Annotated in this window: 28 protein-coding genes; 15 read left to right on the forward strand and 13 right to left on the reverse strand. The window is 46.0% G+C overall.

Annotation, left to right across the window (positions count from 1 at the left end):
- Positions 1–105: 105 nt before the first annotated feature.
- Positions 106–420, reverse strand: a complete 315-nt coding sequence (locus QUB13_RS05390) for a zinc ribbon domain-containing protein (RefSeq protein WP_194061809.1) — start codon at positions 418–420, stop codon at positions 106–108.
- Positions 421–622: 202 nt separating this feature from the next.
- Here QUB13_RS05390 and QUB13_RS05395 point away from each other — a divergent pair, with 202 nt between their 5' ends.
- The 5 genes from QUB13_RS05395 to QUB13_RS05415 all read left to right on the forward strand — a co-directional run bounded on the left by QUB13_RS05395 (position 623) and on the right by QUB13_RS05415 (position 3,299).
- A complete protein-coding gene (locus tag QUB13_RS05395) occupies positions 623–1,363 on the forward strand; it encodes a hypothetical protein (RefSeq protein WP_333379594.1) in 741 nt (246 codons plus the stop codon).
- 235 nt (positions 1,364–1,598) lie between these two features.
- Positions 1,599–2,072 carry a TspO/MBR family protein gene (locus QUB13_RS05400; protein ID WP_194070276.1) on the forward strand — a complete coding sequence of 158 codons (474 nt, stop codon included), beginning with the start codon at positions 1,599–1,601 and terminating at the stop codon, positions 2,070–2,072.
- 6 nt (positions 2,073–2,078) lie between these two features.
- Positions 2,079–2,444 (forward strand): AAA family ATPase, encoded by a 366-nt coding sequence (locus QUB13_RS05405; protein WP_333379595.1) that lies wholly within the window; start codon positions 2,079–2,081, stop codon positions 2,442–2,444.
- Positions 2,438–2,563 carry a hypothetical protein gene (locus QUB13_RS05410; RefSeq protein WP_333379596.1) on the forward strand — a complete coding sequence of 42 codons (126 nt, stop codon included), beginning with the start codon at positions 2,438–2,440 and terminating at the stop codon, positions 2,561–2,563. Before QUB13_RS05405 ends, QUB13_RS05410 begins: the two co-directional genes overlap by 7 nt.
- Positions 2,544–3,299 (forward strand): tRNA(His) guanylyltransferase Thg1 family protein, encoded by a 756-nt coding sequence (locus tag QUB13_RS05415; protein ID WP_194008978.1) that lies wholly within the window; start codon positions 2,544–2,546, stop codon positions 3,297–3,299. The genes QUB13_RS05410 and QUB13_RS05415 overlap by 20 nt, the downstream gene beginning before the upstream one ends.
- A 122-nt stretch (positions 3,300–3,421) precedes the next feature.
- On the opposite strand, the gene QUB13_RS05420 is transcribed toward QUB13_RS05415, so the two are convergent.
- Both QUB13_RS05420 and hslO read right to left on the reverse strand, forming a co-directional pair.
- On the reverse strand, positions 3,422–5,488 hold the full coding sequence (locus QUB13_RS05420; RefSeq protein ID WP_333379597.1) for a hypothetical protein: 2,067 nt from the start codon (positions 5,486–5,488) through the stop codon (positions 3,422–3,424).
- Between the two features lie 253 nt (positions 5,489–5,741).
- Positions 5,742–6,641 carry an Hsp33 family molecular chaperone HslO gene (gene hslO / locus QUB13_RS05425; RefSeq protein WP_194070284.1) on the reverse strand — a complete coding sequence of 300 codons (900 nt, stop codon included), beginning with the start codon at positions 6,639–6,641 and terminating at the stop codon, positions 5,742–5,744.
- A 711-nt stretch (positions 6,642–7,352) separates the two neighbouring features.
- Between hslO and QUB13_RS05430 the strand changes: the two genes are divergently transcribed.
- Positions 7,353–8,006, forward strand: a complete 654-nt coding sequence (locus QUB13_RS05430; protein WP_333379598.1) for a Crp/Fnr family transcriptional regulator — start codon at positions 7,353–7,355, stop codon at positions 8,004–8,006.
- A gap of 18 nt (positions 8,007–8,024) precedes the next feature.
- Here QUB13_RS05430 and QUB13_RS05435 read toward each other — a convergent pair whose 3' ends face one another.
- The 6 genes from QUB13_RS05435 to QUB13_RS05465 all read right to left on the reverse strand — a co-directional run bounded on the left by QUB13_RS05435 (position 8,025) and on the right by QUB13_RS05465 (position 15,112).
- Positions 8,025–11,030: a CHAT domain-containing protein gene (locus QUB13_RS05435; RefSeq protein WP_442922134.1), complete on the reverse strand. Its 3,006-nt coding sequence runs from the start codon at positions 11,028–11,030 to the stop codon at positions 8,025–8,027.
- A gap of 442 nt (positions 11,031–11,472) precedes the next feature.
- On the reverse strand, positions 11,473–12,693 hold the full coding sequence (locus QUB13_RS05445) for an FtsW/RodA/SpoVE family cell cycle protein (protein ID WP_333379599.1): 1,221 nt from the start codon (positions 12,691–12,693) through the stop codon (positions 11,473–11,475).
- A gap of 551 nt (positions 12,694–13,244) precedes the next feature.
- Positions 13,245–13,448: a phycobilisome linker polypeptide gene (locus QUB13_RS05450; protein ID WP_006634929.1), complete on the reverse strand. Its 204-nt coding sequence runs from the start codon at positions 13,446–13,448 to the stop codon at positions 13,245–13,247.
- 318 nt (positions 13,449–13,766) lie between these two features.
- Positions 13,767–14,252, reverse strand: a complete 486-nt coding sequence (gene apcB, locus QUB13_RS05455) for an allophycocyanin subunit beta (RefSeq protein WP_006634930.1) — start codon at positions 14,250–14,252, stop codon at positions 13,767–13,769.
- Between the two features lie 176 nt (positions 14,253–14,428).
- Positions 14,429–14,914 carry an allophycocyanin subunit alpha gene (apcA, locus tag QUB13_RS05460; protein WP_333379600.1) on the reverse strand — a complete coding sequence of 162 codons (486 nt, stop codon included), beginning with the start codon at positions 14,912–14,914 and terminating at the stop codon, positions 14,429–14,431.
- 69 nt (positions 14,915–14,983) lie between these two features.
- Entirely contained in the window at positions 14,984–15,112 is a 129-nt protein-coding gene (locus QUB13_RS05465; protein WP_333088647.1) for a hypothetical protein, read from the reverse strand.
- Between the two features lie 270 nt (positions 15,113–15,382).
- On the opposite strand from QUB13_RS05465, the gene QUB13_RS05470 reads away from it, so the two are divergent.
- The gene (locus tag QUB13_RS05470) at positions 15,383–15,640 is read left to right on the forward strand and encodes a hypothetical protein (RefSeq protein WP_333379601.1); all 258 of its coding nucleotides are present in this window, start codon (positions 15,383–15,385) and stop codon (positions 15,638–15,640) included.
- A gap of 371 nt (positions 15,641–16,011) precedes the next feature.
- Positions 16,012–17,220: a hypothetical protein gene (locus QUB13_RS05475; protein WP_333379602.1), complete on the forward strand. Its 1,209-nt coding sequence runs from the start codon at positions 16,012–16,014 to the stop codon at positions 17,218–17,220.
- Positions 17,221–17,333: 113 nt separating this feature from the next.
- On the opposite strand, the gene QUB13_RS05480 is transcribed toward QUB13_RS05475, so the two are convergent.
- Together QUB13_RS05480 and QUB13_RS05485 are read right to left on the reverse strand one after the other, a co-directional pair.
- On the reverse strand, positions 17,334–17,918 hold the full coding sequence (locus QUB13_RS05480; protein ID WP_333088644.1) for an endonuclease dU: 585 nt from the start codon (positions 17,916–17,918) through the stop codon (positions 17,334–17,336).
- 93 nt (positions 17,919–18,011) lie between these two features.
- Positions 18,012–18,206, reverse strand: a complete 195-nt coding sequence (locus QUB13_RS05485) for a hypothetical protein (RefSeq protein WP_333379603.1) — start codon at positions 18,204–18,206, stop codon at positions 18,012–18,014.
- Between QUB13_RS05485 and glpK the strand changes: the two genes are divergently transcribed.
- Together glpK and petJ are read left to right on the forward strand one after the other, a co-directional pair.
- A complete protein-coding gene (gene glpK / locus QUB13_RS05490) occupies positions 18,207–19,694 on the forward strand; it encodes a glycerol kinase GlpK (RefSeq protein ID WP_333379604.1) in 1,488 nt (495 codons plus the stop codon).
- A 74-nt stretch (positions 19,695–19,768) separates the two neighbouring features.
- Positions 19,769–20,146, forward strand: coding sequence for a cytochrome c6 PetJ (petJ, locus tag QUB13_RS05495; protein WP_333379605.1), 378 nt, complete (start codon positions 19,769–19,771; stop codon positions 20,144–20,146).
- A gap of 16 nt (positions 20,147–20,162) precedes the next feature.
- Here petJ and QUB13_RS05500 read toward each other — a convergent pair whose 3' ends face one another.
- The gene (locus QUB13_RS05500; RefSeq protein ID WP_333379606.1) at positions 20,163–21,713 is read right to left on the reverse strand and encodes an NB-ARC domain-containing protein; all 1,551 of its coding nucleotides are present in this window, start codon (positions 21,711–21,713) and stop codon (positions 20,163–20,165) included.
- 464 nt (positions 21,714–22,177) lie between these two features.
- Here QUB13_RS05500 and QUB13_RS05505 point away from each other — a divergent pair, with 464 nt between their 5' ends.
- The 5 genes from QUB13_RS05505 (at position 22,178) to rpmA (ending at position 25,422) form a co-directional block, all read left to right on the forward strand.
- On the forward strand, positions 22,178–23,122 hold the full coding sequence (locus QUB13_RS05505; RefSeq protein ID WP_333379607.1) for a hypothetical protein: 945 nt from the start codon (positions 22,178–22,180) through the stop codon (positions 23,120–23,122).
- Between the two features lie 107 nt (positions 23,123–23,229).
- Positions 23,230–23,739: a DUF3122 domain-containing protein gene (locus tag QUB13_RS05510; protein ID WP_333379608.1), complete on the forward strand. Its 510-nt coding sequence runs from the start codon at positions 23,230–23,232 to the stop codon at positions 23,737–23,739.
- A 336-nt stretch (positions 23,740–24,075) separates the two neighbouring features.
- On the forward strand, positions 24,076–24,291 hold the full coding sequence (locus tag QUB13_RS05515) for a hypothetical protein (RefSeq protein WP_194008992.1): 216 nt from the start codon (positions 24,076–24,078) through the stop codon (positions 24,289–24,291).
- Between the two features lie 414 nt (positions 24,292–24,705).
- Positions 24,706–25,098: a 50S ribosomal protein L21 gene (rplU, locus tag QUB13_RS05520; RefSeq protein WP_194008993.1), complete on the forward strand. Its 393-nt coding sequence runs from the start codon at positions 24,706–24,708 to the stop codon at positions 25,096–25,098.
- A 27-nt stretch (positions 25,099–25,125) separates the two neighbouring features.
- A complete protein-coding gene (gene rpmA, locus QUB13_RS05525; RefSeq protein ID WP_333379609.1) occupies positions 25,126–25,422 on the forward strand; it encodes a 50S ribosomal protein L27 in 297 nt (98 codons plus the stop codon).
- Between the two features lie 365 nt (positions 25,423–25,787).
- On the opposite strand, the gene thiS is transcribed toward rpmA, so the two are convergent.
- Positions 25,788–26,000 (reverse strand): sulfur carrier protein ThiS, encoded by a 213-nt coding sequence (gene thiS, locus QUB13_RS05530; RefSeq protein WP_333379677.1) that lies wholly within the window; start codon positions 25,998–26,000, stop codon positions 25,788–25,790.
- Positions 26,001–26,002 lie beyond the last annotated feature (2 nt).

Raw genomic sequence — 26,002 nt, forward strand, 5'->3', positions numbered from 1 at the left:
CCTTGTATCATTCCATCTCAAATTATTACCGATTTTGGCGATCGATTAGTCAGTCAGAACGATCGAACCTGAAGCCATCACTACAAACTGGATTAGTTGGGATTTTCAGTCTTTAAGCGGCTTACCTTCTCGATTCACAATACGGCTTTCACCATCCTTAGCCGTGACATTTTCATAAACTCCTTCATCCCGCTTCACGTACTTGCTGAAACCAGAATTTTTATAATCGGTGTCGGATGTCGGCTTCATCAACCTCGGAGCGCTCAGCAAACGGCGCACCGGAGCATCTGCGGGGGTGTCTCCGGGTTCGCACTTAGCCAACTCGCACAGTTGGCCCCAAGTCGAAACTTCCAGGTTCATGCTGTGCGAAACTTCTAACTGCTGGTTGTTTTTGGGACAAAAATAATCGTATACAGGCATACTAAGAATCTCGTTGGCGACTACTAAAATTATTAATTGCACGGTAACAGCCAGTATTATAGCTCAACATTACTAAATGTTCAAGCCAAAAAAATAAAATTTACTATTTTTAACGGTTGTTGAAACACTAAATCAGCTATATTATTAACCCTGTGCTGTTGCTCCCGGATGCGATCGAGACCGAGCCCAAAAGTACCCTACCGTGAAATCGTCTCGCGCGATCGCTCGATCGACGGTTAGCAAATGCCTGCAAGACTTCCCTAAATGCAGTCAAAGGATCGATCGTCAATTTCAGACTGCACCCAAATCACAAATTCTAGGTTTCAAGTTTATTCATCTACTCACCAGCGAGGATTTACCGATGAGCGATTTCAAAGTTACACCAGAAGTAGAGCTGAACATGGCTCAAATGTTGGAGAGATACCAACTACAAGACGAGACAATTCTGCGGCGTTGGGCAAAACTGCACGGTATCAACAGCACTCGCGGTTTCTTCTATCCCGGTGAAGTAGATTTGATGGATCACGCTCACCACCACATTTATAATTTGGGAATGAGCATTGGTGAATATCAAAGTCTTTTAGACCGCCGCCGCAGCAATTCCGACACATCGGGCGATCGCAATAAAACAGTAGCAACTCAAGTTGCTGACGAAGCATACGATGCCATAGAAACGCTGAGAGAACAGTATTCTGAAGCAGTTGATTTAATGGGAGAACGTATAGCAGACCATTTCATCGATGAACTAGATTTATCAGTGATGCGACACCTTTCTCAAAAAGTTAAAGACCGCCGTGATCTCAACGGTCAAGCTAAAAAACCCAACCGTTTTCTGCAAGTGATTAAAGCCGTGTTGCAACCGAGCAGCGAAAATACGCTTCTAGTTCCCAGAAAAGATGATGACTCTAGTTTAGAACTAGAACAGCATCACCGGCTAGGCTAGTCTGGAAAAGTTGCCAGGTGAAACGCTACTTATAGCGGTAGGGTGCGGTGTGCTTCGCCCCTACATAATTCAGTTGTGCCCCAGGAGCAGGAAAGTAATAAATTTGCTGTTTTTCACAACTCTAATTCACCTTTAAATTATTATAAATTTAAGACTGGAGAGAGATGTATTTTGTGCCACATCTACATAAAATCAGAGTTGAATCTCAACCGTCAATCTAACTAAAGGTAGAGAAATGATTAAATCTTGGATGGTAATTGGAGGTGTCGCCTTTGCGGTAGCACTGTTGGCTAACTTGCTCTCGCCCAGCGACATTAAGTGGTTCAACCGCTTGCAGCGTCCGAAATGGCTAGTATTTGAAAAAGCAATTCCCATCATTTGGACAGTAATTTTTATTTGTGCAGCTTGGTCAGCAGTGATTGTTTGGGAAAAAGAACCGGGAACTCAGGAGACTTGGCTGAGAATGGGTTTGTACCTACTTTTAGAAATAGTAACCATATCTTATACCTCTGTGATGTGCAAACTTAAGAGCCTAAAAGTCGGCACAATCATCGGCGGAACGGGCGCTATTTTAAGCGTAATACTAGCTTTAAGCGTGTTGCAAGTTTCCCAGCCTGCGGCCCTGTTATTGCTACCTTACATACTCTGGAGTCCGATCGGCACTTACACGACTTGGGCGATGATGCACCTGAATCCGGCGGATGTTTAGCCTTTCATGGAATTAGTCATTTTAATGGGATTGCAAGCATCGGGAAAAAGCACCTTTTGCCGCGACTATTTAGCTGCAACGCACGTTTTGGTCAGCAAAGATTTAATGCGAAACAATAGAAATAAATCGCGCCGACAAATTCAATTAATTGAAAATGCACTCCAAGCAGGTCATTCAGTCGCAGTTGACAACACCAATCCCGAAGTTCTCGATCGCAGACCGCTGATTGATATCGGTCGCACCTATCATGCCCAAATCATCGGTTACTACTTTGAATCAATAGTCAGCGACTGTTTAGCTAGAAATCAAAAGCGATCGGGCAAATCTCAAGTTCCAGACATAGCAATTTATGCTACTAAAAAAAAATGGTAGTGCCCAGTTACGACGAAGGGTTCGATCGGCTGTTTTCCGTCTGCATAGCAGACAACTTTAACTTAGAAGTAAAAACCTTGCCCGCAGAGGAAGTTATTCATGGACAATCAGATATTTGAAAAAAAAATGCGGGAGCTAGAATACTTTCATAGCTTGCGTTTATTGCCGGAAACTCACACAGTAATTCGCGCCGACGGTCGCAGTTTTTCAAAATTTACTTCTTCAAGTTTTGATAAGCCTTTCGACTTAAAATTCCACGAACTAATGGTGGAAACCGCCAAAGCGCTCCTGTCAGAACTAGGCGGCATTTACGCTTATACCGAAAGTGACGAAATCTCAGTTTTGTTTCCTCCAGATTGGGATTTATTTGACCGCAGCTTAGAAAAAATTGTCTCTATTTCTGCCAGTATTGCAAGTGCAACTTTCACTTGTGCCGCCCAAACAACAGTAAATTTTGACACCCGCATTTGTTCCGCAGCGAACAAATCGCAAGTAGTAGATTATTTTCTATGGCGCCAAGCAGATGCAGCGCGCTGCGCTTTGAATGGCTGGAGTTATTGGATGCTGCGAAAAAATGGCGAAACGGGTGAAAATGCAACAGTTATATTAGACAAACAATCGGTGGCTTTCAAAAACGAATTGCTGTTTCAAAACGGAATTAATTTTAACGAACTGCCGGCTTGGCAGCGCCGGGGAACGGGATTGTATTGGGAAAAATACGATAAACCAGGTTATAACCCGATCGAAGGCAAAGAAGTTGTGGCAGTGCGGCGACGACTCAAAGTTAATGAAGAGCTGCCCATGAAAGAGGAATACAAAGAATTTATTTACCAATTTTTAAATGTTGACCATTAACTCGCCAAGGATATCTTGTTAAATCTAGTGGCAATTGATGAATGCTCAGTCTGTTTTAACCGAATGCAAGCTTTGAGACGGGGGTTTCAACCCCCTGCTCAAAGTCGGGCAAGCGAGTTAGCCTAGGGACTCGGAGACGGGCTCGGAGGCTCGGTTTCCGGTGGCTCGGGAGCCACCGCCGGAGATTCGGCAGGCGGAGGATTCAGGGACTCTTCCCAAACTTTGATTTGCGATCGCGCTTGCTCAAAAGCCCGAGCTCCCGAGGGAATTTTCTTCAAAGTGGCGATCGCCCCAGCCAGATCCGACGACGACTGTTCCACAGCAAGCCCCAAAATCCGCTGGCTCCACTCATCAATCGCCTCACTCGCCTGCCAGCGGAGCGAACTCGACTCTGGTACCTGAAGGGCAAGGGAAATTGCCGTTTCCAAAGCGTCAGCAGTCCCCGGTATGGCGGCCTGACGGGCGCTCTGCAAGCCTTGCTCGCCCAAAAATTGAGCCTGCCAAGTCCTCATGTTCGATCGAGCTTCCTCATAAAGCACCCTTCCCGATCGAATCCGGCGGGCCATCTCAATTGCCCCCGCCAAATTGCCGCTTGCTGCTAGCTGCTGAGCTCTATCCAAAAACGGCTGGTCTTGAAGGCGCTGTCTTCTCTCGATCCAAGCTTGAATTTTGGTTTGAGCTTCCCGGTAAAGCGTCCTACCTTGACCGATCCGAGAAGCTTGAGCCACGGCGGCCTCCAGAGAATTCGGATCGCCCGCGCTCGCCAAATCGTTAGCTCTTTGGAGGTACGGACTGTCTTCGAGCAGCTCGATTTGACGGCTCAAGTTAATAATTTGAGTGCGAGCTTCCCCGGAGCGGGGATTTGATTGGGGGACTGTTTGCAATTGCGCGATCGCAGCCCTCAAATCCTTCACTCCTCCCGGCGCCGCCAGCCTGCTTGCCACATCCAAAGTTTTCACATCAGCAATTTCTTGCTGCCAGCGGCCGATTAAATCAGCAGCTTGTTTGTACAAAGGGCGACCGTCCTTCAACTTTTGAGCAATCTCGATCGCCTTAGACAAACCCTCAACCGAGCCAGTCAAAGCCTGAGCCGTAGCACTCGCCAACTGGTTAAAATCTTCAACTTGTGCTTTTAAATTTGCCGCATCTGGAATCTTGTTAGCGATCGCGACCGCCTCCTGCCAATCGCCCGCCTGCAAGCGTTTTTGGGCGATATCCAGAATTTTTTTGCTAAATTCCGCGATCAACTTATTGGCAGCCTGATACAAATAACTGTTTTGATCGATTCCCTGAGCCAGCTTAATACCCGTCACCAGATTGTCCAGCCCTCCCGCCGAGGCTGTATTTCGGGCTTTGATCAGCTTATTGCCTTCAGCCTTTGTCGTGTCAATTGCCTGAGTCAGTTCTTCGTACTTAGTCGATTCCCAGAAGGTATTTCCCGTATCCAACAGCAGATTAGCTTGGCGGAAAGCTTGGCCCCACTCTTCCTGACGCAAGTAGGCGACTGCGGCAGCATAAATTTTCTCTGCATCGTTCCATATCGACTGCCACTGTTGAATCTGCTTTTCCACCGCCGGGTAAGCGGGAACGTTTTGAGGAACCTTGCGGGCGATCGCGATCGCCTCGTCCAGCTTCCCTTCTTGGAATCTAGCATTTCCCAACTTGAGAATATCCTGCGACCACCGATCGATTTGACCGTTAATTCTCGGTCGCAGGGGGTGATCTGACGGCAAAGCATTCACTAATTCGATCGCCCTGAGCAAATCATCCACCGTCCGCTTGCTAGCTGCTTCTTGAGCGCAAAAAAAGCGATCGTTAGCAGAAGCCGTCGGCCAAAAAACCTTCGAGCAATTCGACTCCGCAGTCAAGTTGAGCAAAGACGCAATTGCCACAAACCCCATACCCACCGACAGTATCAAACTCACCGCCAGCCAAAACTGCCAGTTCTTCAACCACTTCCGCCACAAAGGATTATGTTCCTCCGGCTGCCAGTTTTCCCCAGACTCTTTGGGCCGCTGTTCCAGATACCCTCCCGGCTGTTTTCCCGAAGTCACCAACTCACGGATTTCTTTAAGTCGCTCAGCGCGGTTTTTCCTGGCGGGAATTGGCACTAGCGAGGAAGTATCCTTTTTTGACTCGAAGGATTCTGATGCAGACCAATGGTCTGGTGTTTTGCGATCTTGACTCATAAATCTCCGCTCACCACAAACAGCAACCAGCCTGTCTTAATTATTTCAAAACTGCGATCGCTGCTATCTACTGCTCTATAGAATGTATTCATTACTTTTACATACTCCCGTCGGCCCAAGACTGCTTTGGGCCGATCCCCAAACTGCCAAAATTTTAATTTTGCGATTAGGTAATTGATAATGCGTAATTGGCAATTGGTCAAGGCCGTCATCCCTAACTCGCACTCAATAGAGCCAATTACACATTATCGTCTCAAGAACCGGAGTCAGAGCGCAAATCGCCAATCAGTTCAGCCAATTCGTCGCTGTTAGCTTTGTAAACCTCGTTGCAGAAATGGCAAGTAGCCTCAGCCCCGCCATCTTTTTCGATCATGTCTTGGAGTTCGGCTTCGCCCAACATTTTGAGAGCTCCCAAAACTCGCTCGAACGAACAGCCGCAGTGAAAGCGCACCATCTGAGTTTCCGGGAAAATTTCTAGCCCCATATCACCCAGTAACTCTTCGAGAATCTGGTGCAGCGTTTTGCCCGATCGTAACAGCGGCGTAAAGCCCGACAGTGCAGCCACCCTAGATTCTAGAGTTCGCACCAGTTCTTCGTCCGCTGCAGCCTTCGGCAACACCTGCAACAGCACGCCCCCAGACGCTTGCACACCGCCCGCCCCGACAAACACCCCCAAAACCATAGCCGAAGGAGTCTGCTCCGAGGTTGCCAAATAGTGAGTCAGATCGTCGCCAATTTCGCCAGAAACCAATTCTACCGTACTTGAGTAAGGGAACCCGTATCCAACATCCCGCACCACGTACAAATAGCCCTCACCGATGGCCCCGCCGACATCGAGTTTACCTTTGGCATTGGGCGGCAATTCCACTGTGGGATTGCTCACATAACCTCGAACCGTGCCATCAAGTCCCGCATCAACCAGAAGTCCGCCCAGCGGCCCATCTCCTTTGATGCGAATGTTGACCCTCGATTCGGGGCGCTTCATGCTGGATACGAGTAACAGCCCCGCCGACATCGTGCGTCCGAGGGCGGCTGTAGCCACGTAGGAGAGGTTGTGTCGCCCTCTTGCTTCTTCAGTCAGACGGGTGGTAATGACGCCTACAGCCCGAATTCCGCCATCTGCTGCTTTCGCGCGAATTAATTGATCGGCCATGAAAAACCTTACTTTTCTCTTTTGATACTTCCTTCAACTATTTTAGAAGCTCTTGAAGGTTGTCGCAGCAGGTAGCAGCAGACTCGGCCGGTATGGAAGGGCGATCGAACTTCACAACTCCCGTATTTTTCAAGGTAAAACCTTCATCTACTATTTTTTAACAAATAGTCTGATTAATTATTAAAAATACATTCATTGCCACATGATATCAATTCCTGTTGCACTCATACATGATGTTAACTGTTAACTATTAACTGTTAACTGTTAACTGTTAATTTACTATTCCGATGATAAGGAATTTGATATAATCTCTATACCTAGGGCGAACCACACCGCACCGCGAGCCATATAAATAAGCATATAAAACCACTTATTGAGTTGTTTTAAAATAAATATTTATTGAAAAGTCCAGCATAACAAGTGCATTTATTTTTTCGCTCCCGCCCGCACTCATTCAAGTGACAATTACTAACAACCAACAACTAACAATTGAGAGAGCGGACACGCACCATCCACCGCCCCTAGCAACTAACAACTAACTAACAACTAACAACCAACAACTAACAACTAACAACTAACAACTAACAATTGACAACTGACAACTAAAGCTTATCTTACCGCTAACCTGGCGATCGCCAAACCTTTACCTTGGCAAGCTAGAGTCAGATGCGTAGGTCTGACACTCATGTTTTTTAGCTGGAAATAACGGATATGCCACCAACATCTAAAGCACTTTTAGCGGAAGTCCAGCATAACACAGGAGCGACTCGAAACTTGCATTTTTATGCCAAGGGCGAAACCATTCCTTTGATGTCTCAAGGACTTTGGCGCGTCTGTCAAGGCTTAGCACAAATGAGCACGCTTTATCCAACCGGGGAAGAAGGACTTTTGGGTTGGGTTGGGCCTTCGATGTGCTTCGGTTTGTGGTTGACAAATTTGCAGACTTACCGAGCTACGGCGACATCTGATGTTTATTTGATTTGGTATTCTATGGTGGAAATCGAAGCTTCTCCTCAATTGGCTCAGGAGTTGCTGCCTCAAATGGTTCGGCGGCTGCGGCAAATGGAATCAATTTTGGCGATCGCCGGACAGCGGCGAGTAGATCACCGTTTGTATCAGCTACTGCTATTATTGCAACAGGACTTCGGTCAGCCTGTGGTTGAGGGAACTCGTTTGAGCATCCGCTTGACTCATCAAGATATTGCTAATGCTATTTGTACGACGCGGGTAACAGTAACACGAATGCTGGGAAAATTGCAGCAGCAAGGGTTAATCAGTCGAGATGGCGATCGGCATTTAATTCTTAACAAAGATGTTTTTGCCTCTACCTCGGATTTGTTTGGCTGCAACCCTCAAGCAGTGTAGCAAGCGCAGAAAAAAATCTTATTCGGCTTCGCCAATCAGCGTAAACGCTGCCCAATCTTGCGGAGTTGGGTGCATCTTCATTGTCATCAGCATCGCTTGCCGCAAAGCTTGAGCTTTATTCGGGTTTTTCTGTAACTGGCGATAGAATTCTGCCATTAATTCCGCTGTCGCAGCATCGGATACTAACCACAGAGAAACGATAATACTAGGAACTCCAGCACTAATTAAAGCACGAGATAATCCAAGCACACCATCACCTGTGATTTTTCCTCTGCCTGTATTGCAAGCACTTAATACCACTAATTCAGCATTTAATTTTAAATCCAAGATTTCACTGGAAGTCAGCAATCCGTCATCATTTCCTGATGGAGCAAGGGCGATCGCTCCCGGTAAATCTCCCCTCTTCACTTCATTGAGTAATCCGTGAGTTGCCAGATGAATAATCCGGGCTTTTAGCATCTGTTGAGTAATCGATGCTTTAGTCGCTTGAGAGCCTGTAATCGGTTTAGTATTCAGAAGTTGGGCAATTATAATTGCTTCCCGTTCGCTGCCCGGTAAGGGATCTAATTGGCGCGGCGGGGTGCCTATTTTGGGCATAATTGGATTGCCGACGACGAGGTTATTTTGGAGAGAAAGTTGTCGGTTTTTTTGCCGTGAGTGGCGGGTAAACTGCAAAATTTGAATGGCGGGAGCAGTGAGGATGGTATGTTTTTCAATCAAATATTGACCTGTCGGAGCTTGTAAAGCGACAAAGGGAACTAAAAACAGGGATTGATGGGGAATGAAGATGATAGGAGCATTCGGGTCAGTAGGTAAAATATCGGCAATGGGTTGAATGAGTAGTTGATAACTTTGCTGTAATTTGGGGTAGATTATCCGAGAATTAGCAGTGGTAGAAGCAGGGGAATTAGCTGTTTGTGTATTGGCAGTGTCCCCCAATACACCGAGAGCATCGCGAGTGCCGCGAATCATCTCAGCTAAGGCGGTATCTTGCTCGTTTAATCCTCTCCTCCCGGTAGCAGCAGATACTCTTGTCTCTTCGCTGGCTTCGGGTAGATTGATGTCGAGAGATTTGAGGTCAACGGAGCGAAAGGTAATTTCACCAGTCGGCTTGATGACCCAAATATAGAGGGCTTCATTCCTAATAATGGAATACTCGACGAGGGTAGCGTTTTGCTCTTTAGCGATTTGTTGAATTTGCTGGATATTGGGGGGGTTGATAGTAGTTGGGACAGATGTAGATGGGGCTTGGCGAGATGCCAATAACTCCACAAAAGCTCGGGCCCTACCCCGTTCGGCAATTTCTAAAGCGTCATTAGTTTTTTTCTGAGCAATGAAGACTTCTTGTAAAGTGAGGTAGGGGTTAGTTTGAGTTTCAAAGATTGACACTTTATTGACATCGCCTAATCCAGCACGGAGAGATTCCGAAACTTTAATACTATCAAGTAGGGTTTTCTCTGCTGCTGGGAGATTGCCAGATTTGGAGAGAGCGAATCCTAGATTGTTGAGAGCCGTCTCCTCGCTTTGGCGGTCTTTAATTTCTCGGGCGATCGCCAACCACTGCTGAGCGTAGTCGATCGCTTTGGCGTAGTCGCCGAGGGAAAGGTAAGCAATTCCCAGACTTCCGAGAGCTTTCCCCTCGCTTTCGCGGTCTTTAATTTCTCGCGCGATCGCCAACGACTGCTGTTGGTACTCGATGGCTTTGGCGTAGTCGCCGAGGGAAAAGTAAGCAATTCCCAGAATTCCCAGAGCAGCCCCCTCGCTTTGGCGGTCTTTAATTTCTCGGGCGATCGCCAACTGCTGCTGAGCGTACTCGATGACTTTGGCGTAGTCGCCGAGCGAAAGGTAAGCAAGTCCCAGATTTCCCAGAGCCCCCCCCTCGCTTCGGCGGTCTTTAATTTCTCGGGCGATCGCCAACCACTGCTGAGCGTACTCGATGGCTTTGGCGTAGTCGCCGAGGTTACGGTAAGCATTTCCCAGATTTCCCAGAGCTGTCCCCTCGCTGTAGCGGTCTTTAATTTCTCGGGCGATCGCCAACTGCTGCTGAGCGTACTCGATCGCTTTGGCGTAGTCGCCGAGGTTACGGTAAGCATTTCCCAGATTTCCCAGAGCTGTCCCCTCGCTTTGGCGGTCTTTAATTTCTCGGGCGATCGCCAACGACTGCTGAGCGTACTCGATCGCTTTGGCGTAGTCGCCGAGAGAATCGTAAGCAATTCCCAGACTTCCCAGAGCCCACCCCTCGCTTTCGGGGTCTTTAATTTCTCGGGCGATCGCCAACGACTGCTGAGCGTACTCGATCGCTTTGGCGTAGTCGCCGAGGGAATCGTAAGCAATTCCCAGACTTCCCAGAGCCCACCCTTCGCCTTGGCGGTCTTTAATTTCTAGATAAATTATTAGTGCCTGTTGCCAAGACTGCAATGCAGCTTGAAATTGACTAATATCATACTGCTGAGTCCCTTCCTTTAAGAGTCGGTCTGCTTCGGCTTGCTGAGCTTGGGTTTGAGCCAAGGCCTGAGAATTGATGATTTTAAATTGAGAATTAGGGATAAACCGAAACTCGCCTACAGTCAGCCCCGCTAAGATTGAGATCAGTGCCGACAATCCAATTTTTTGCAGTTTCATAACTTTTGACAGGCCTCTGGTTTGAGCATCCGCTTGACAGATCAAGATATTGCTAATGCGATTTGCTGCACGACGCGGTTCGGTTGACGGTTGACGGTTGACTGTTGACGGTTGACTGTTGACGGTTGACTGTTGACTGTTGACTGCAAGATAGCGACCTCTAACTGGAAGGAAGAGGATTGGACTAATAAATAGTCTTCTTTTAATTTCTCCCGATCGGGCTTGGGGCTTTAAACCAATTCTTTCTGGTAACAGTAACGCGAATGCTGGAAAAATTGCAGCAGCAAGGCTTAATCGTTCGATCTCGCCATCTCGGCATTTAATTCTTAACAAAGGTGTTTTTGCGTCCGCCTCCGATTTGTTTGGCTGCAACCCTCCAGCAGTATAGCAAGCGACAGCCATTTGCATCTACATAATGCTGTCTAATATTAAAGCCCAAATCGAATTGTCTGTCTTGATTTTCCTCCCCCTATCTACAGCAATACATTTGTAGCCAGAAAAGATATCATTAAGCGGTGCATCTATTTAGGAAAAAACTCAATGGCTAACTCAACTCCAGAAACACCGCAACCCGACAAAAAAGAATTAGCTAACATCACAGCTAAACCTCAAGAACAACAAGAAGAACTGCCAAATAAGGGTGACGGGCGGAAATAGTCGATCGACATTCATCTGTGACGGTATAAATCTCGAATTGCCTTAAGATCGCCGACTTCTTTTTTTCTCAACATCAGTGTTCTTCCCTACAATACCGGTTCCTATAAATTGGTATTCTGCCAGTAGTTTTTAAGTAATAAACAAACCCGATTTTTGCCAAAAACCGGGTTTGTTTGCTATTGACAAATTATTCGGTTTGTGCAGTGCCGTTGTTCGATCGCAACTTCGGCTTTCCAGGCATCTTTCTGCGTCCCTCCAAAGAAACAACATCAGCCTCAGAACTCTCCCTAGCCACCCGAATCAGCAACCCCGACAACAAAAAACTCGCCACCATCGACGAGCCCCCGTAACTAAAAAACGGCAGCGGCAAACCCGTAGTCGGCAAAACCCCCGTCGCCACCCCAATATTCAGCAGCGACTGTCCCACCATCACCACCATCGCCCCAATCGCCACCAACTGACTCTCAATATTCCGGGCCCTCGTCGCCACCCTCAAAGCCACAGTAGTGTAAGCCGCCAACATCAGCAACAGCGAGAAACCTCCCACCAAACCAAACTCCTCAGCAAACACAGCAAAAATAAAATCGCTGTACTGAATCGGCAAATAAAATAACTTTTGCTGCGACATCCCCAAACCAACACCCCAAATCCCCCCAGAACCCACAGCCAGCAGGCTTTGAATCAACTGATAGCCATCCTGCATCGGATCGGCCCAAGGATTGAGAAAAGACATAATCCGGCGGCGCTGATATTCCCGAAAACTAATACTTAAAACCGCCAACATCATACCCCCCAAAGCCGTTGCGCCCAACTGCAAGTAAGGCAAACCCGCCGCCAAAGCCACCAACCACAAAGTCATTCCGCACAAAGCCGTGGTGCTCAAATTTGGCTGCAACAAAATTCCCAACAGCATTGCGCCGAAAATTAACAGCCAACTAAGGCGAACTTTATTTGTCAACCGGGGCCAGTTGCCGAAAATGCGGGCACTTTGGAGTACAAAAAACGGCTTGATCAATTCCGAAGGTTGAATAATCGGCACCGGGCCCAGAGATATCCAGCGAGTCGCCCCGTTGACTGTGGTTCCCACTCCCGGAATTAAGGTCAACCAGAGCAATCCCAGCAGCAGCAGGATGCCTAATTGAGCTGATTTGAGCAGGTAACGCAGGGGGGAGTAGACCATTAAGTTAAAGCCGGCCAGCCCGATCGCCACTGCGATGAGCTGTCGTTTAAAATAGTAAAGGCCGTCTCCAAATTCTGAATTTGCAATGGGATAGGAAGCCGAAAACAATGCTGTCAGCCCTACAAACAGCCACAAAAAAGTCAGCCACCTGAGCCAGCGGGCCTCAGCGCCCCATTGCGACGCGCTGGGGTCTAAAAATGGAATGAAGCGTCGAATGTCATTAGTCATTAGTCAGTTGTCAGTTGTCAGTTGTCATTAGTTCTTAGTCTAGTTTGCGATCGCATAGACTGTTAGAAACCGGGTTTTTTCACCCAATATTTGCTTAAAACCCTCAATCTCGATGAAAAAACCCGGTTTCTTTTAACTGGTTCCAAGGCTCTGCCTGGGAACCCATATCACTCTTACTCTGCCTCGGCAGAGGATTAAGGAGGCTCTTCCTCACCCATCTGCGTTACTTTCGCTCTTCCTGGTAACGACTAGAAAAGTCAACCGCTGGGGGAATGGGCTACGAAGTCAACCGGTGTACAGTGCACACCCAACAAATTACTACATTCTTCCGTCTTCCGTCTTCCGTCTTCCGTCTTCCGTCTTCCGTCTTCCGTCTTCCGTCTTCCGTCTTCCGTCTTCCTTCTTCCGTCTTCCGACGGACTTACATCCGTTACATCCGTTACATCCCGTACATTGCTCGTTGCCGAACTTCCTTCTGCTATAAAATCATAACAAACAAAAAAAGAGGCCGCGATCGACCTCTTGCCCCTCTACCAATCCATCCTCGGATTTTAAAGTAGACCCGTATTAGCTCCGGGCTTACCGGTAGCCAGTTGCACTTTAATAATTCTGCCGCCCATTTTCATAATTCTTTGCTGTTCCCGGAACCAGTTGTCATAGGGAACCAGCTTAGTAAAATAGGTATTTTGCAATTCGCGCTGAGTGCGGATGCGAGTTTGGCTGGGGACGCAAGCAGTCACTTTAAACATTCTCATGGGAAACTAACTCCTGAGTAGGTTTACAGATTTTTAGATGGATTTTAAAAAGATTGAAGTCAGGGAGTTAGGAGTCAAAACTAGCTCGTTAAAACTTGTCGGGCTTTCTCGACTGGCCTTTGACGGTCTAGCAATCACTCGTAACTTCCCTGACCTCTTTGAAAGCTAAAGGTAGCAAGTCCAAAGTTAAAAGTTTAAGGTTAAAAGTTTAAAGTTAAAAGCTTAAAGAGGTAAAAAATAATTTTTTTTTCCTTCTTCCTTCTTCCTTCTTCCTTCTTCCTTCCTTCTTCCTTCTTCCTTCTTCCTTTTTCCTTCGATTTAGCTCAAGCCAGAGCAGATGTAGTCGAAATAGACGCCCATTTCTTTACCAGCGTCAGAACCAACCAAACCGGCGGTGACTTCTTTCATTGCTTGGATTGCTTGTACGGTAGAACCGATGGGCACGCCCAAGGAATTGTAGGTTTCTTTCAAACCGTTGAGCACGCGCTCGTCGAGGATGGAAGGGTCGCCAGCTAGCATTGCGTAGGTGGCGTAGCGGAGGTAGTAGTCCAAGTCGCGGATGCAAGCTGCATAACGGCGAGTGGTGTACATATTGCCGCCGGGACGAGTTACGTCTGAGTACAACAGAGACTTAGCAACTGCTTCTTTGACGATTGTGGCTGCATTGGCGCTGATAGCGGTAGCGGCGCGGACGCGCAGTTCGCCAGAAGCGAAGTAGTTCTTGAGCTTGTCTAATGCGCTGATGTCAAGGTACTTACCTTGAACGTCAGAGGAATTGATTACGGCGGTAATTGCGTCTTGCATGGTTGTCTTGTTTCCTAGAAAGTGGCTGAGTCAGTCCAATTTTGGAGCTAGAATTTGGGATTTGGGATTGGGGATTTGAGATTTTTAAGTGGTTGGTTATCTGCAAAAGCTTTTAGCTTGCTGTCAGCAACCCCCGATTCTTCAATCAAAAATCAAAAATCAAAAATCAAAATTCCTTACTGCATCGCACCGATAACGTAGTCGAAGTAAGAGGAAGCTTCGGAAGCATCTTCTCCAGACAGCAGCGAGGAAGCTGCACTCTTCATAGCGCGGACGCCTTCAGCGACGCCTGCAATCGGGGTTCCGAGAGAGTTGTACATTTCGCGGACGCCGACAATACCGATTTCTTCGATCGGAGTAATGTCGCCAGCTACGATTCCGTAGGTGATCAAACGCAGGTAGTAATCCAAGTCGCGCAAGCAAGTTGCGGTCATTTCTTCGCCGTAAGCGTTGCCGCCGGGAGAAACAACATCAGGGCGCTTTTGGAAAAGTTGGTCGCCTGCTTGCTTGACGATGCGTTCGCGGGATTCGCTCAAAATTTGGGCGATGCGGACGCGGCGTTCACCAGAGGTGACGAAGCTCTTGATCCGGTCTAATTCACCTGGGCTCAAGTAGCGAGCTTCGGCGTCTGCGTTGACGATTGATTTGGTGACGATACTCATCTTGTGTGTACCCGCTGGATATTTTGCTATACGAACTGCTCTGCGTTGAGCTAGCGGCGGCGGGCGCTTTCATCCCGTACCTTTCGCTTCGCTGGTCGCAGGAGCTTTGACGGGGAAGGGCGGACTTTCCAGAGCTAGCAAGTGTTGAATTTGCTTGCTGGTGACTGCCTTCGGTGTTTGACGGCGCTGGTTCTTCACGCCGGTGCGCTTGTGAGTGCCCGCACTGTGCCTGTCGCTTAGAATACCACAAATGACTGATGCGATCTTTAATCTACGATCGAGATTGCAGCAGATCGCTAAGTGGCGATCGAGTAACTGTCGGGCAGTTAGTCAGAATATTGCTTGTCTGACGCAACTACCTCTCGCAAGTATTTTGAGGCATTATGTTCACATTCTGAGTGTTACTGTAATAGTTTGTAACATTCCTTTTCATCTTGGGGCCCCGGTTGGGCTCTGATAGGTGCAAATTTGACAGTCAAGAAAATCGCTAAAATTATTTACCAGCAAAGGTTGCAGGCGATCGCTCTAGGGACTGGTTTGTCCCGAAGGCGGCGGCGCGAGGATCGAAGACTTCTGTCTCAAAAAAAGGTGCGGGAGACGGGGAGGAGACAGGGTGGCGACTGGTGCGGATCGGAAATGGTGACTTTCTGGCTTGTAGCTAAATTTGACCCGGCCAAAAATGGAGACAAGCCCCCGACACTCGTCGCGATCGACCTAAAATTTTAGATCGAAGTCAGAATCCCACATTGACGGAGCTGCAAGTAATGCCATGTCCGGTCAATTGACAATGATAAAATTGGATCGAGCGTGCGGACTGTTTTTGTGACGAGCGTAGACCGGACATGATAAGTAATTGGACAGAATTAATTACACACTGATTTTTTGCTGATTCTTTACTAGACAAGGCTTGTAGCCCAGAGTTTTGTGTAATTAATTGTGTCTTACTACTTATTACGGAGCATCTCACTTTTACCATAACTATTTTTTGACGGCTGGCGATCGCCACAGCTCGCTAAAAATACAAAACTACAGATGCTCCCCCAACCAAATCTAAAATCTAAAATCGATTGACTCTCACTTTATAATTCAGGTGCGCCGTGAAAAGAAATCTATCAGCCATTAAAAAAGCTTTGCAGTTTGGGATTAGCGGTGCTGTCGGCGGTTTTGCCGGCAATCTCATCACCGAACCTTTCATGCAGCGGCTCAATAATTCAACATCTGTTTTTGACAGTGTATTGTCCACAACTCGCTGGTTTGGATTGGTAGGCGGCGGGATTGCTACTGCGATTATGATCGGCTATTATTACTACATTAAAGGCAAACCCCAAATTAAACAAGCTTTTAAAAATGGCGGATTATTTGGTTTAATAACCGGGGCAATTTCTGGAGCGATTGCCGAAGGTATTTTTAGCGGGATTGGCGACGGCAAAAACGAAATATTACGAGTAATTTGCTGGGGAATAGCCGGCAGTTTGTTGGGACTTGGACTTTCCAAACGAATTCCTAATTTGGGAGTGCTGCGCGGCGCGGGAGGTGGCGGTGTTGGCGGGCTTTTGGGCGGTTGTTTGTTTATTCTATTTGCTTACAATTTATCCGGTGTGGCGGGCCGTTTAGCTGGCTGTGCTGCGATCGGCTTTTGGATTGGAATTATGTTGGTTGTAGCCGAAACTTTGTTTAACAAAGCTTGGCTGGTAATTAGTTACGATAATGGAGCGAATCGCACTCTGACTATTGGTGCCGAACCGGTGACTTTTGGTAGCGATGAAAATTTGTCTATTATCTACATTCCTGGTGTTTCGCCCTTAGCGATGCGGTTTCAATTAGAAGGCGGTCAAATTGCTTGCGAAAATGTCGGTAGCGGGGTGGTGAGTTATTTGCGATCGGGCGACCAAAAGAGAATCGGCAACTGTACAATTACCGTCGGAAACTCTGACTTTCCCGCTGCAAGTTCGCCTCCTGTCAACCAGACTATTATATCACACAAATCCCCAGCCGATTCTTCTAACAACGGTCAATTTTTTCTGAAATTGGGAAGTCGAGTGATGCCTCTGACTGCGGGAACTCAGCTATTAACATCGGACATCCCTAGTTTAACAGCTACCGCGTCTAATGGTGTTGTAGCGCTGGTTAATTCTCGTTCAAAAGACCAGCTTTCGTTGGGATTGACTAATTTGGGCGATCGGGCTTGGTGGGCCACAGACATTCAAGGCGACATAAAAATGATTGAACCTGAAAGCACCCTAACTTTAGCCTTGGGAACTAAAATCGAATTCGGTGAAATTGAGGGCGAAATTGTCAGAAGCTAAATCATTATTTGGTTCGATCGTTCGGAATGCGATTCCGCATCCAAATTAGCGGACTCGCATTGCTCACTACCAACCTTTTTGACTTCAGATCAATCAAATCGCCCATAATAAATTCAAGCAGAACTACCACTAACACCAGTAATAACCGCCGCACCAATCAAATGAGCCAAACGCAAAGCTTCAGGAACCTTACCAGTATCAGTCAAACGCTGGAGTACCAGCGCGATTACTTCCGGTTGTTCGCCGCATACCTGAAAAAAGAAAGGTTCAAAAGCATAAATTTTTCCAGCCCGACGCAACAATTCTAAACGGTATTCCAAGTCCGGTAAATAGCCGAGGGCTTTTTCAATAGCAGCTAAATCTGGTTGGCGGCGCATCACAGCAACGCAAGGAATTTGCAGCCGCGATGCTAACTCCCGAAGGTCAATAATATTGAAGCCGCCGAAAGCAATTCCATCTAGTAAAACGAGATGCAATTGCGGCAGAAATTTTCCTCCTAGCAGTAGCTGACAAATAGCATCAGTGGAATCTAATCCGTCTGGGAGGACTTGTCCCCAGACCATTCCTTCAAATCTGGTGCCTCCGCAGACTACTCCGGCGACGGACACCAGACCGCCGCTGGTACGAGAAAATGGAGCGTCGTCAAAGCCAATAACCTTAATTGTGCGATCGAGTCTGAGCAATTCTGCTAGTTTCAAAGTAGGGACTTCCCTAAACTAAAAATTTTGAGATTAATTTGACTTTTACATATTATCATAGACGTTAAAGACTCGAACGCTCAGTAAATTGACTTAACTAAACCTAAAATACATATTGCTCCAAAGGTTGCTGTTTATGTCTTCTTTTTTCTTATGTCTTCTTTTTACCCGCTTGCAAAGCCGAAGGGCTTCCTTCTTCCTTCTTCCTTCTTCCTTCTTCCTTCTTCCTTCTTCCTTCTTCCTTCTTCCTTCTTCCTTCTTCCTTCTTATTAAAAAGGTTTTAAACAATTGACAAAAAAATACGTAGCAGCGATCGACCAAGGAACCACCAGCACTCGATTTATCATATTCGATCGCCAGGGACACATCATTTGCAGCAACCAACAAGAACACCAGCAGATTTATCCGCAACCGGGATGGGTTGAACACAATCCCGATGAAATTTGGCAGCGCACCCAAAGCGTCATTAAAAATACCCTTGAACTAGGCAAAATCGACCCCAAAGATATTGCTGCCCTCGGCATTACCAACCAGCGCGAAACTACAATTGTTTGGAACCGAAAAACTGGTAAACCTTACGGAAATGCGATTGTTTGGCAAGATACCCGCACTCACAAAATTTGTACTAGCTTAGCAGAAGTTGAGGGCAAAGATCGATTTCGAGAACGATGCGGTTTGCCACTGGCTACTTATTTTAGCGGGCCGAAAATCAAGTGGATGTTGGACAATATTGCAGGATTGCGGGAAGCTGCAAATCGAGGCGAGGCGATTTTTGGTACTGTCGATAGTTTTCTAATTTGGCACCTCACCGGCGGCGCGCACGTTACTGATGTTACCAATGCTAGCCGCACGATGTTGATGGATTTACAAACCCTCGATTGGGATGCTGAAACTTTGGAAATAATGGGAATTCCCCGCTGTATGCTGCCAGAAATTTGCCCTTCCAGTCACATTTTTGGTACTGCAAAAGGATTGTTAGATGGTGTTCCAATTGCTGCTGCTTTGGGCGATCAGCAGGCTGCTCTGGTGGGGCAAACTTGTTTCAATGTTGGGGAGGCGAAAAATACTTACGGTACGGGCTGTTTTATGCTGCTGAATACTGGTGAGGCGATCGTCCCTTCAAAGCAAGGGTTGCTGACAACTGTTGCCTACAAGATGGGAGAATCGCCCGCTGTGTATGCTCTCGAAGGCAGTATTGCGATCGCCGGAGCATTAGTACAGTGGCTGCGGGACAATTTGGGCATTATCAACACATCTGCAGAAGTAGAAACATTAGCAAATACTGTCGAAGACAGCGCAGGAGTTTACATTGTGCCGGCTTTTTCTGGACTCTACGCGCCCTATTGGCAAGACAGCGCGCGGGGAGTAATTGTAGGTTTAACTCGCTACGTGACTAAGGCACATATTGCCCGTGCAGTATTGGAAGCGACAGCATGGCAAACGCGGGAAATATTGGATGCGATGAATCAGGATTCTGCTGTGCAGCTTTTGTCTTTAAAAGTAGATGGTGGGATGGTGGGAAATAGCACGCTGATGCAGTTTCAGAGCGATGTGTTGGGAGTGCCTGTGGTGCGGCCTGTGGTAGCAGAAACTACTGCATTGGGCGCTGCCTATGCGGCTGGTTTGGCGGTGGGTTTTTGGAGTAAATTAGCTCAATTGCGGGATAATTGGGCGGTGGATTGTATTTGGGAACCGCAAATGCCGATCGCACTTCGGGAACAAAAATATCGCTTTTGGAAAAAAGCAGTTACCCGCACATTCGACTGGGAAGAATGAATCGGTGAGTCAACCCCAAAACCCGTATTTAGTGATATCATGAAACCCAGCACTATTTTTCAAATTGCAAATAGATGATTTCCCTAAATAAATTAAAAAAAATTCTCACCGCCTTTCTATTGATACTGACACTAGCATTTGTAGAAATCGCTGCTAATTCCCAAATGGCGATCGCCGATCCAGCTACAACTCCCGAAACTGCCACCGCCGCCGAAGTCTTCAGCGCCAACTGTGCCGGCTGTCACATCAACGGTGGCAACATTATCAGGCGCGGCAAAAACTTGAAACAAAAAGCCTTGAAAAAATACGGCATGGATTCCCTCGATAATATTTCCAACTTAGTAACCAACGGCAAAGGTATTATGCCCGCTTACAAAGATCGTTTGTCGGAACAACAAATTATCGATGTTTCAGCCTACGTGCTATCCCAAGCCGAAACCGATTGGAAATAGAACCTCGGTAGATTATTTATAGCTTAGGCAATCTTGCCACAGACATCAGATATTTCTTGATCGCAGGTTGAAGCGCGAACAGGGTTTCAGTTTCGGCTGGGACTGTTTCAATTAGCGATCGCCTGAAAAGCGATTCCAACGTCTTAAAAAAATCCGAGTCCCGATCTTGCTGAATATTTGAACACAATTTTTCAATCTCAACAGGCTTGACTTCTTTCGCCATGCAGTGCAATAGCTGGATTTCTAAGGATGATAAGCGATCAAACTGCCGAGATAACGTATCGCTATAATCTCCCAGAAATAGCCCATTTCTTAAAAAGTTAGCAATGCTTCCGCCAAACATATCCTTAATCGTTGTTGTGACTATTTTTAACGCTAAAGGATTGCCGCTGTATGCTTCTATCAGTTCTGAGTATTCACATTCTTCAGACAAACCCTTGTTTTTAAGGATTTCCACAGCAGCCTCTCCCAAACCACCCAATTTTAATGACCGTACAGCTTGATTTTGACCTTCTAACGCTGCAATTTCTTTGGGTTTTTCACAGCTAGTCAACAGCAAGCAACTTTGATGCTGCGATTTTGCTACTTGTTTCATAAATTCCCCATATACTTGATATCCTTCTCGATAATTTCCTGTTAACTGCTCAATGCTGAAAACAGCTTCCCACTCATCTAAAATTATTAGGCATCGACGCTTTTGTAAACACTGAATCAGCCGCTGGATACCATCAGCGATGATCGTCTGTTCTATTGCAGTTGTGGAAGCGATTAGTTTTTCTAGATAAAATTCAAGCTGCGGTCGCTCTTTGAGAGCGATCGCAGCTTGAAGAAAAACTTTTTTTTCCCGATCGCGAGCAATTAACCGCAATTTATCTAAACCGCTTAGTGGTTTATCTGATAAGAATTCGAGCAAATTTACTAAAGTATCTGCCAATAGAGGTGCATGACTTAGGTTGAGCCAAATCAATCTCTCAAACTGGTGTTTAATCACATCTGTTAGCTTAGATGCTAAAGAAGTTTTGCCAATGCCCTCCATACCCAATATAGCAACTAAACGACAGTTTTCTTGTAAAATATATTGCTCTAAGTTAGCAAGTTCTGTTGCGCGCCCGTAGAAAATAGACGTATCAGCCAACATCCCCCATTCAGTTGGATTGTCAATGGAAGTTTCGGGAGTTTGGATATAATGTATCAATGTAGGATGTAATGTTTCTACATTCCCCTTTTGTTTATAACCAAATATTTCTAGGAGACTGGGAATTTCTTTCCAATCTTTCGGGTGTTGCAGCGTTAAAACTTCTATATAGCGATACAGCCCTCTCGATAAGTCTACTCTAATACCGGCGCATTCGCGGTGGAGTGCGGTGGCAATTTCCGGGGGACTATAATTGCAAAGTAATCCTCGCAGGTAAGTTTTTTCTAAAGGAGTGAGTCGCTGCTTTGTACTGCTAGCGTACTCTTGTTTGGCCGCTGTCAAGTCTGCATATAACTGTTCGAGATTCCAGCAAGCCGCAGCCTCTATAAACTTCTGTTCTGGTATTTGTAAGGATTTATTTAGGTTTGTCATGGTATATTTATAATTATTTATAATTATTTACAATTGTACCTGCTTAAGGCACTAACTTTTTGTGAAATTTTATCCCACATTCCGCACCTTAAACTGTCACAATCGGTTTTTACTTATTTTTATCGAACCCTCAAGCTATAAATTATACTGATATACCGTAGATAAAAAAATATTTTTCTAATAATATATAACTTTTTACTGGAAAAATTGATTTTATAAGTAATTATGCTGTGTGACACCGTAGGGTGCGGAATGTGGGTTTTACTGATGTCAGACAATGTTTTACATAAATTTAACAATTTATGTAAAATAAAATTAATTCCCGCGTTGGTATACTTTTCACAAAAATACCTAATAAAAATACTAATAGCTCTTAGGTAACTTATCAGTCTTGAGTGTTTTATAAATGTAGAAGGCAGTATTTTATAACACCTGCTATCAAAAAAGTTAAAAGGACAGCTTAAATGGCATCAATTCAACTGTCAAATCAGTTAACTGCAACTGACAAGGATATCCCGACTCCTAATCCTAACGATGGTTCGGCAAGAACTCGCGCTAAAGATTACCTTTTAAAAGTAGATTTAGTTAATCAGCCTATATCAATTGATCTTTTTAAAGATCTAAGCACTGGCTTCGACCCTTACGTGCAAGTCTTTCAGGTACCCAAAGACAGCACGGGTGCGAATGTCGCTGATACGAGGGGTCTTCTTGTTGCTCAGGATGATGATAGCGGCGGCTTCCCAAACCCAAAAATACCGGGTTTTGGTACCATATACTCCAATGGTGCTTCTAACCCGCTTACAAGTGTGCCTGGTGTGGACTATGTAGTCCGCGTGACTAGCTATAATACGTTAAACGAACTTCCTCAGCCTTTCACATTACAGGTTTCAACTCCCAGTGGCAATGTCACCTTGAATGACCCTATAACAGGTGCGCCTGTAAATACAGGAGGCAGTAGTGGCGTTCCCGTCGCGCGTTTCTTTGACAAGACGGCAGGAGGGCATTTTTATACTACAGATCCAACAGAGAAAAGTGACCGACTAACCAACCCTGCTCGTTTCCAGAGTGAAGGCGATGAATTTATTGCTCCAAACGGCGGTAACGCACAGGTTCAACGCTTCTTAAATACGGCATCAGGAACCTATTTCTTTACGAATAAACCTGGTGAGATAAGCTTTGTTCGCACCTTACCCCAGTTCCGCGATCAGGGGGAGGTTTTCAATTCATATAGCACGGCAGTTCCGGGTGCGATACCCGTCTATCGTTTTACTAACCTAGCGAGGGAACGGGAAAATTCGCTAAATATTACACACTTTTTCACAGCAAGCGACGAGCAGCGGCGTGCGGTACAAGGGAGATCTGATTTCCGGGATGAGGGCGTTGCTTTTTATGCTCTTCCCGGCGCTTAAGCAGGCAGTGGGATTATAGGTTTAAAATGAGTAGTAGGGCGCGTCGCACGCACCCTACTTTTTTATCTATTAAACTTTTGGGTAATAAGCGATATTTTGGTCATCCTATGAACAATCTCAGTAAGAAACCTTTTTTTTTCAAGGCTTTAACAATCATTAGCTTGTGTTTGTATCTAACCTTAACTCTCAGCCCGCCCGCTTTCGCCTCGATTCACAAGTATCCAGAAGCGGGCGACAGAGTAATGTTTCGTTCCGTACAAAGCCTGCGCGATACTGATGACAAAGCGTGGCAAGTGGTTTTGTACAAGCGAGTAAAGTCGGGAGTAGTAAACTCTTTTAATCTGAGATTGGTAGGGTTTCCCGGAACAGAATTGCAGCACCCTGTGCCGCTGAATGTGGCTGCGGGAAGTCGCGCAATGGGCATGGCTAATGATATTTGGAGCGAGTCGGATTTGCCGATTAATGTCGGAGAATACGATTTTAAATCAATCATTACACAAGTCGAAAGTAATCAGCCTTTGCGGTTGAACTTGCCTGTGAAAGGTGAAAAACAAGCTGCGTTGCTGGTTCCTCCCTTTGCTGTCAGAGAATGGCGACTGTTGTTAGAAACCAACTAATGCCTGTGACAATAAATTGTGCTACATTTTTAAATTTAATATCATTTTTTAAAATTAGATGATTCCTAGGCAGGGCAAGGGATTGCCATTTATTTTTAAAGTATTCTACACTATTGATGTGTAGCTTGAGTTTCAAGAATAGCTGTTAAATCATCAATTGAATCGCATTTGTGAGTAAAAATTGATACAATTCTCCACTGACAAATCGATAGGTTTAAATATGCCTTAAGGTAGATTTGACCTATTTGAAGGGCGATCGGGAAACAAACTAAAATCTGAGTTAGTCTGGTGACAAAACTCCACTGTTTACGTGCGTGCCTGCAGGGTGAATCTACTATGACTTTAATCAGTACCATTGTCCAAAAAGCTTTAAAAACAGGTTATTTAACGGTTGAGGCAGAAGAAATGTTGCGACAGCAGTTGCAGATGACTAAGTACGGTTTAGAAGATTTTGAGGCTTTTATTACTTTACAAAAAGAGGTGATGGAAGGCAGGGTAAGACATCAGGCTTTGGAATTGTTGCGAAGTAGCAGGTGTTCTGCGACTGCTTGAATTTGGATAAATGGGATAAAAATGTCCAGTATCTTCTGTTTTTATCCCTAACAGTTCGCGACATTCAGACCAAAGAAACCGGGTTTTTTATCCTTACTCTGGGTGAAAACGCCCCTTTTCGTAAAAAAAACCCTGTTTATGACCGCCTTTGCGTGCAAGACTGCCTAATTAGAAAATTGCGGCGCACGGGAGAACTTGACAAAAATACCCAAATCAACAATAATTGTAGATTGTCTGTCTAAATCCTGCTCGGATCAGGTCGAGACATTCCAAAAGCTGGAGAGCAGCCGTCAAAAGTCCACAGCCAAAAGTCCACAGCCAAAAGTTCATAACTAAATGACTGATGACTAATGACTAATGACTAATGACCAATGACTAACCAGCTACCTGTACGGCAAACCCAACGACTATCCCATGACCTACGCAATTATTGAGACCGGCGGCAAACAATTTCGAGTAGAACCGGGCCGCTTCTACGACATCGAACTGCTTCACGTCGAAGCTGAATCACAAGTCACCATTGACAAAGTATTTCTGATCCAGCACGAAGACGACGTTCATATCGGCCAGCCTCTAGTAGAAAATGCCACAGTCGAAGGAACTGTGCTGCGGCATTTCCGGGGCCGCAAAGTCCTCGTCTACAAGATGAAGCCGAAAAAGAAAACTCGGAAGAAAAAAGGACACCGCCAAGAAACAACTCGGTTTATGATTGACTCTATTACAGTCAATGGTGTTGTTTTGGCCGCGAGAGATTTGTCTCAAGCAGTTGTGGAAACTCCCCAAACTGGCGAAATTGAATCAGAATAAACAATAGTAAATAAAGTTGAGGACATTATGGCCCATAAGAAAGGTACAGGCAGCACACGTAACGGACGCGACTCTAATTCCCAGCGTCTTGGTGTCAAAAAGTACGGCGGTCAAGTTGTCAGAGCTGGCAACATTTTGATTCGTCAACGCGGCACGAAAGTTCACCCCGGTAATAATGTTGGTATCGGCAGAGATGATACTTTGTTTGCTTTGGTTGATGGTGTTGTGACTTTTGAAAGAAAGGGCAAAACTCGCAAGAAACTCAGTGTTTATCCTGTGGTTGCAGCGGCGACTGAAGCTGTGGCTGAAGCTGTCGCAGTTTAATTTTATGCGTTCCTGGGTTTTGCCTGGGAACGTATATAATTGGGGATATGTTTCCTGATTTCATATCTCAATATACCCATATCCTCGACTTCTTTAAGAAGTCGGGGATGTCATGTTTGGTAGACAATTTTTATGAGAAATTCGGAATGATTTAACCGCAGAGGCCGCAGAGGCCGCAGAGGAAGAGAAGAGAGAGATCCTCGTTCCTAGGCTCTGCCTGGGAACCGATATATAGAGGCTCTGCCTCGACACAGGATTAATCCAATTTTTGGGTAAAAAGGAGGCAGAGCCTCCGGATCTGCATTACCAGGCAGAGCCTGGTAACGAGTAAATTTGGAAGGACTGAAGTCCTCACTACGAACCTGTTAGCCTCCTCCGACGATTGTGACAACTTCTAGGATGTCGCCATCTTTTATTTGTGTGGTTTCCCAAAATTGTTTATGCAGGATTTCGCCGTTGTACTCCACAGCTATTAAGCGCGGGTTTAATCCTAGTTGTTCTAGTAATTTTGGTAACGGTGTGTCGATCGCACAATTGCGTTTTTCTCCGTTAACTTCCAGCGCAATTTGATTTGTCATCA

Source organism: Microcoleus sp. B4-D4, from assembly GCF_036705185.1.
Classification (GTDB): domain Bacteria; phylum Cyanobacteriota; class Cyanobacteriia; order Cyanobacteriales; family Microcoleaceae; genus Microcoleus.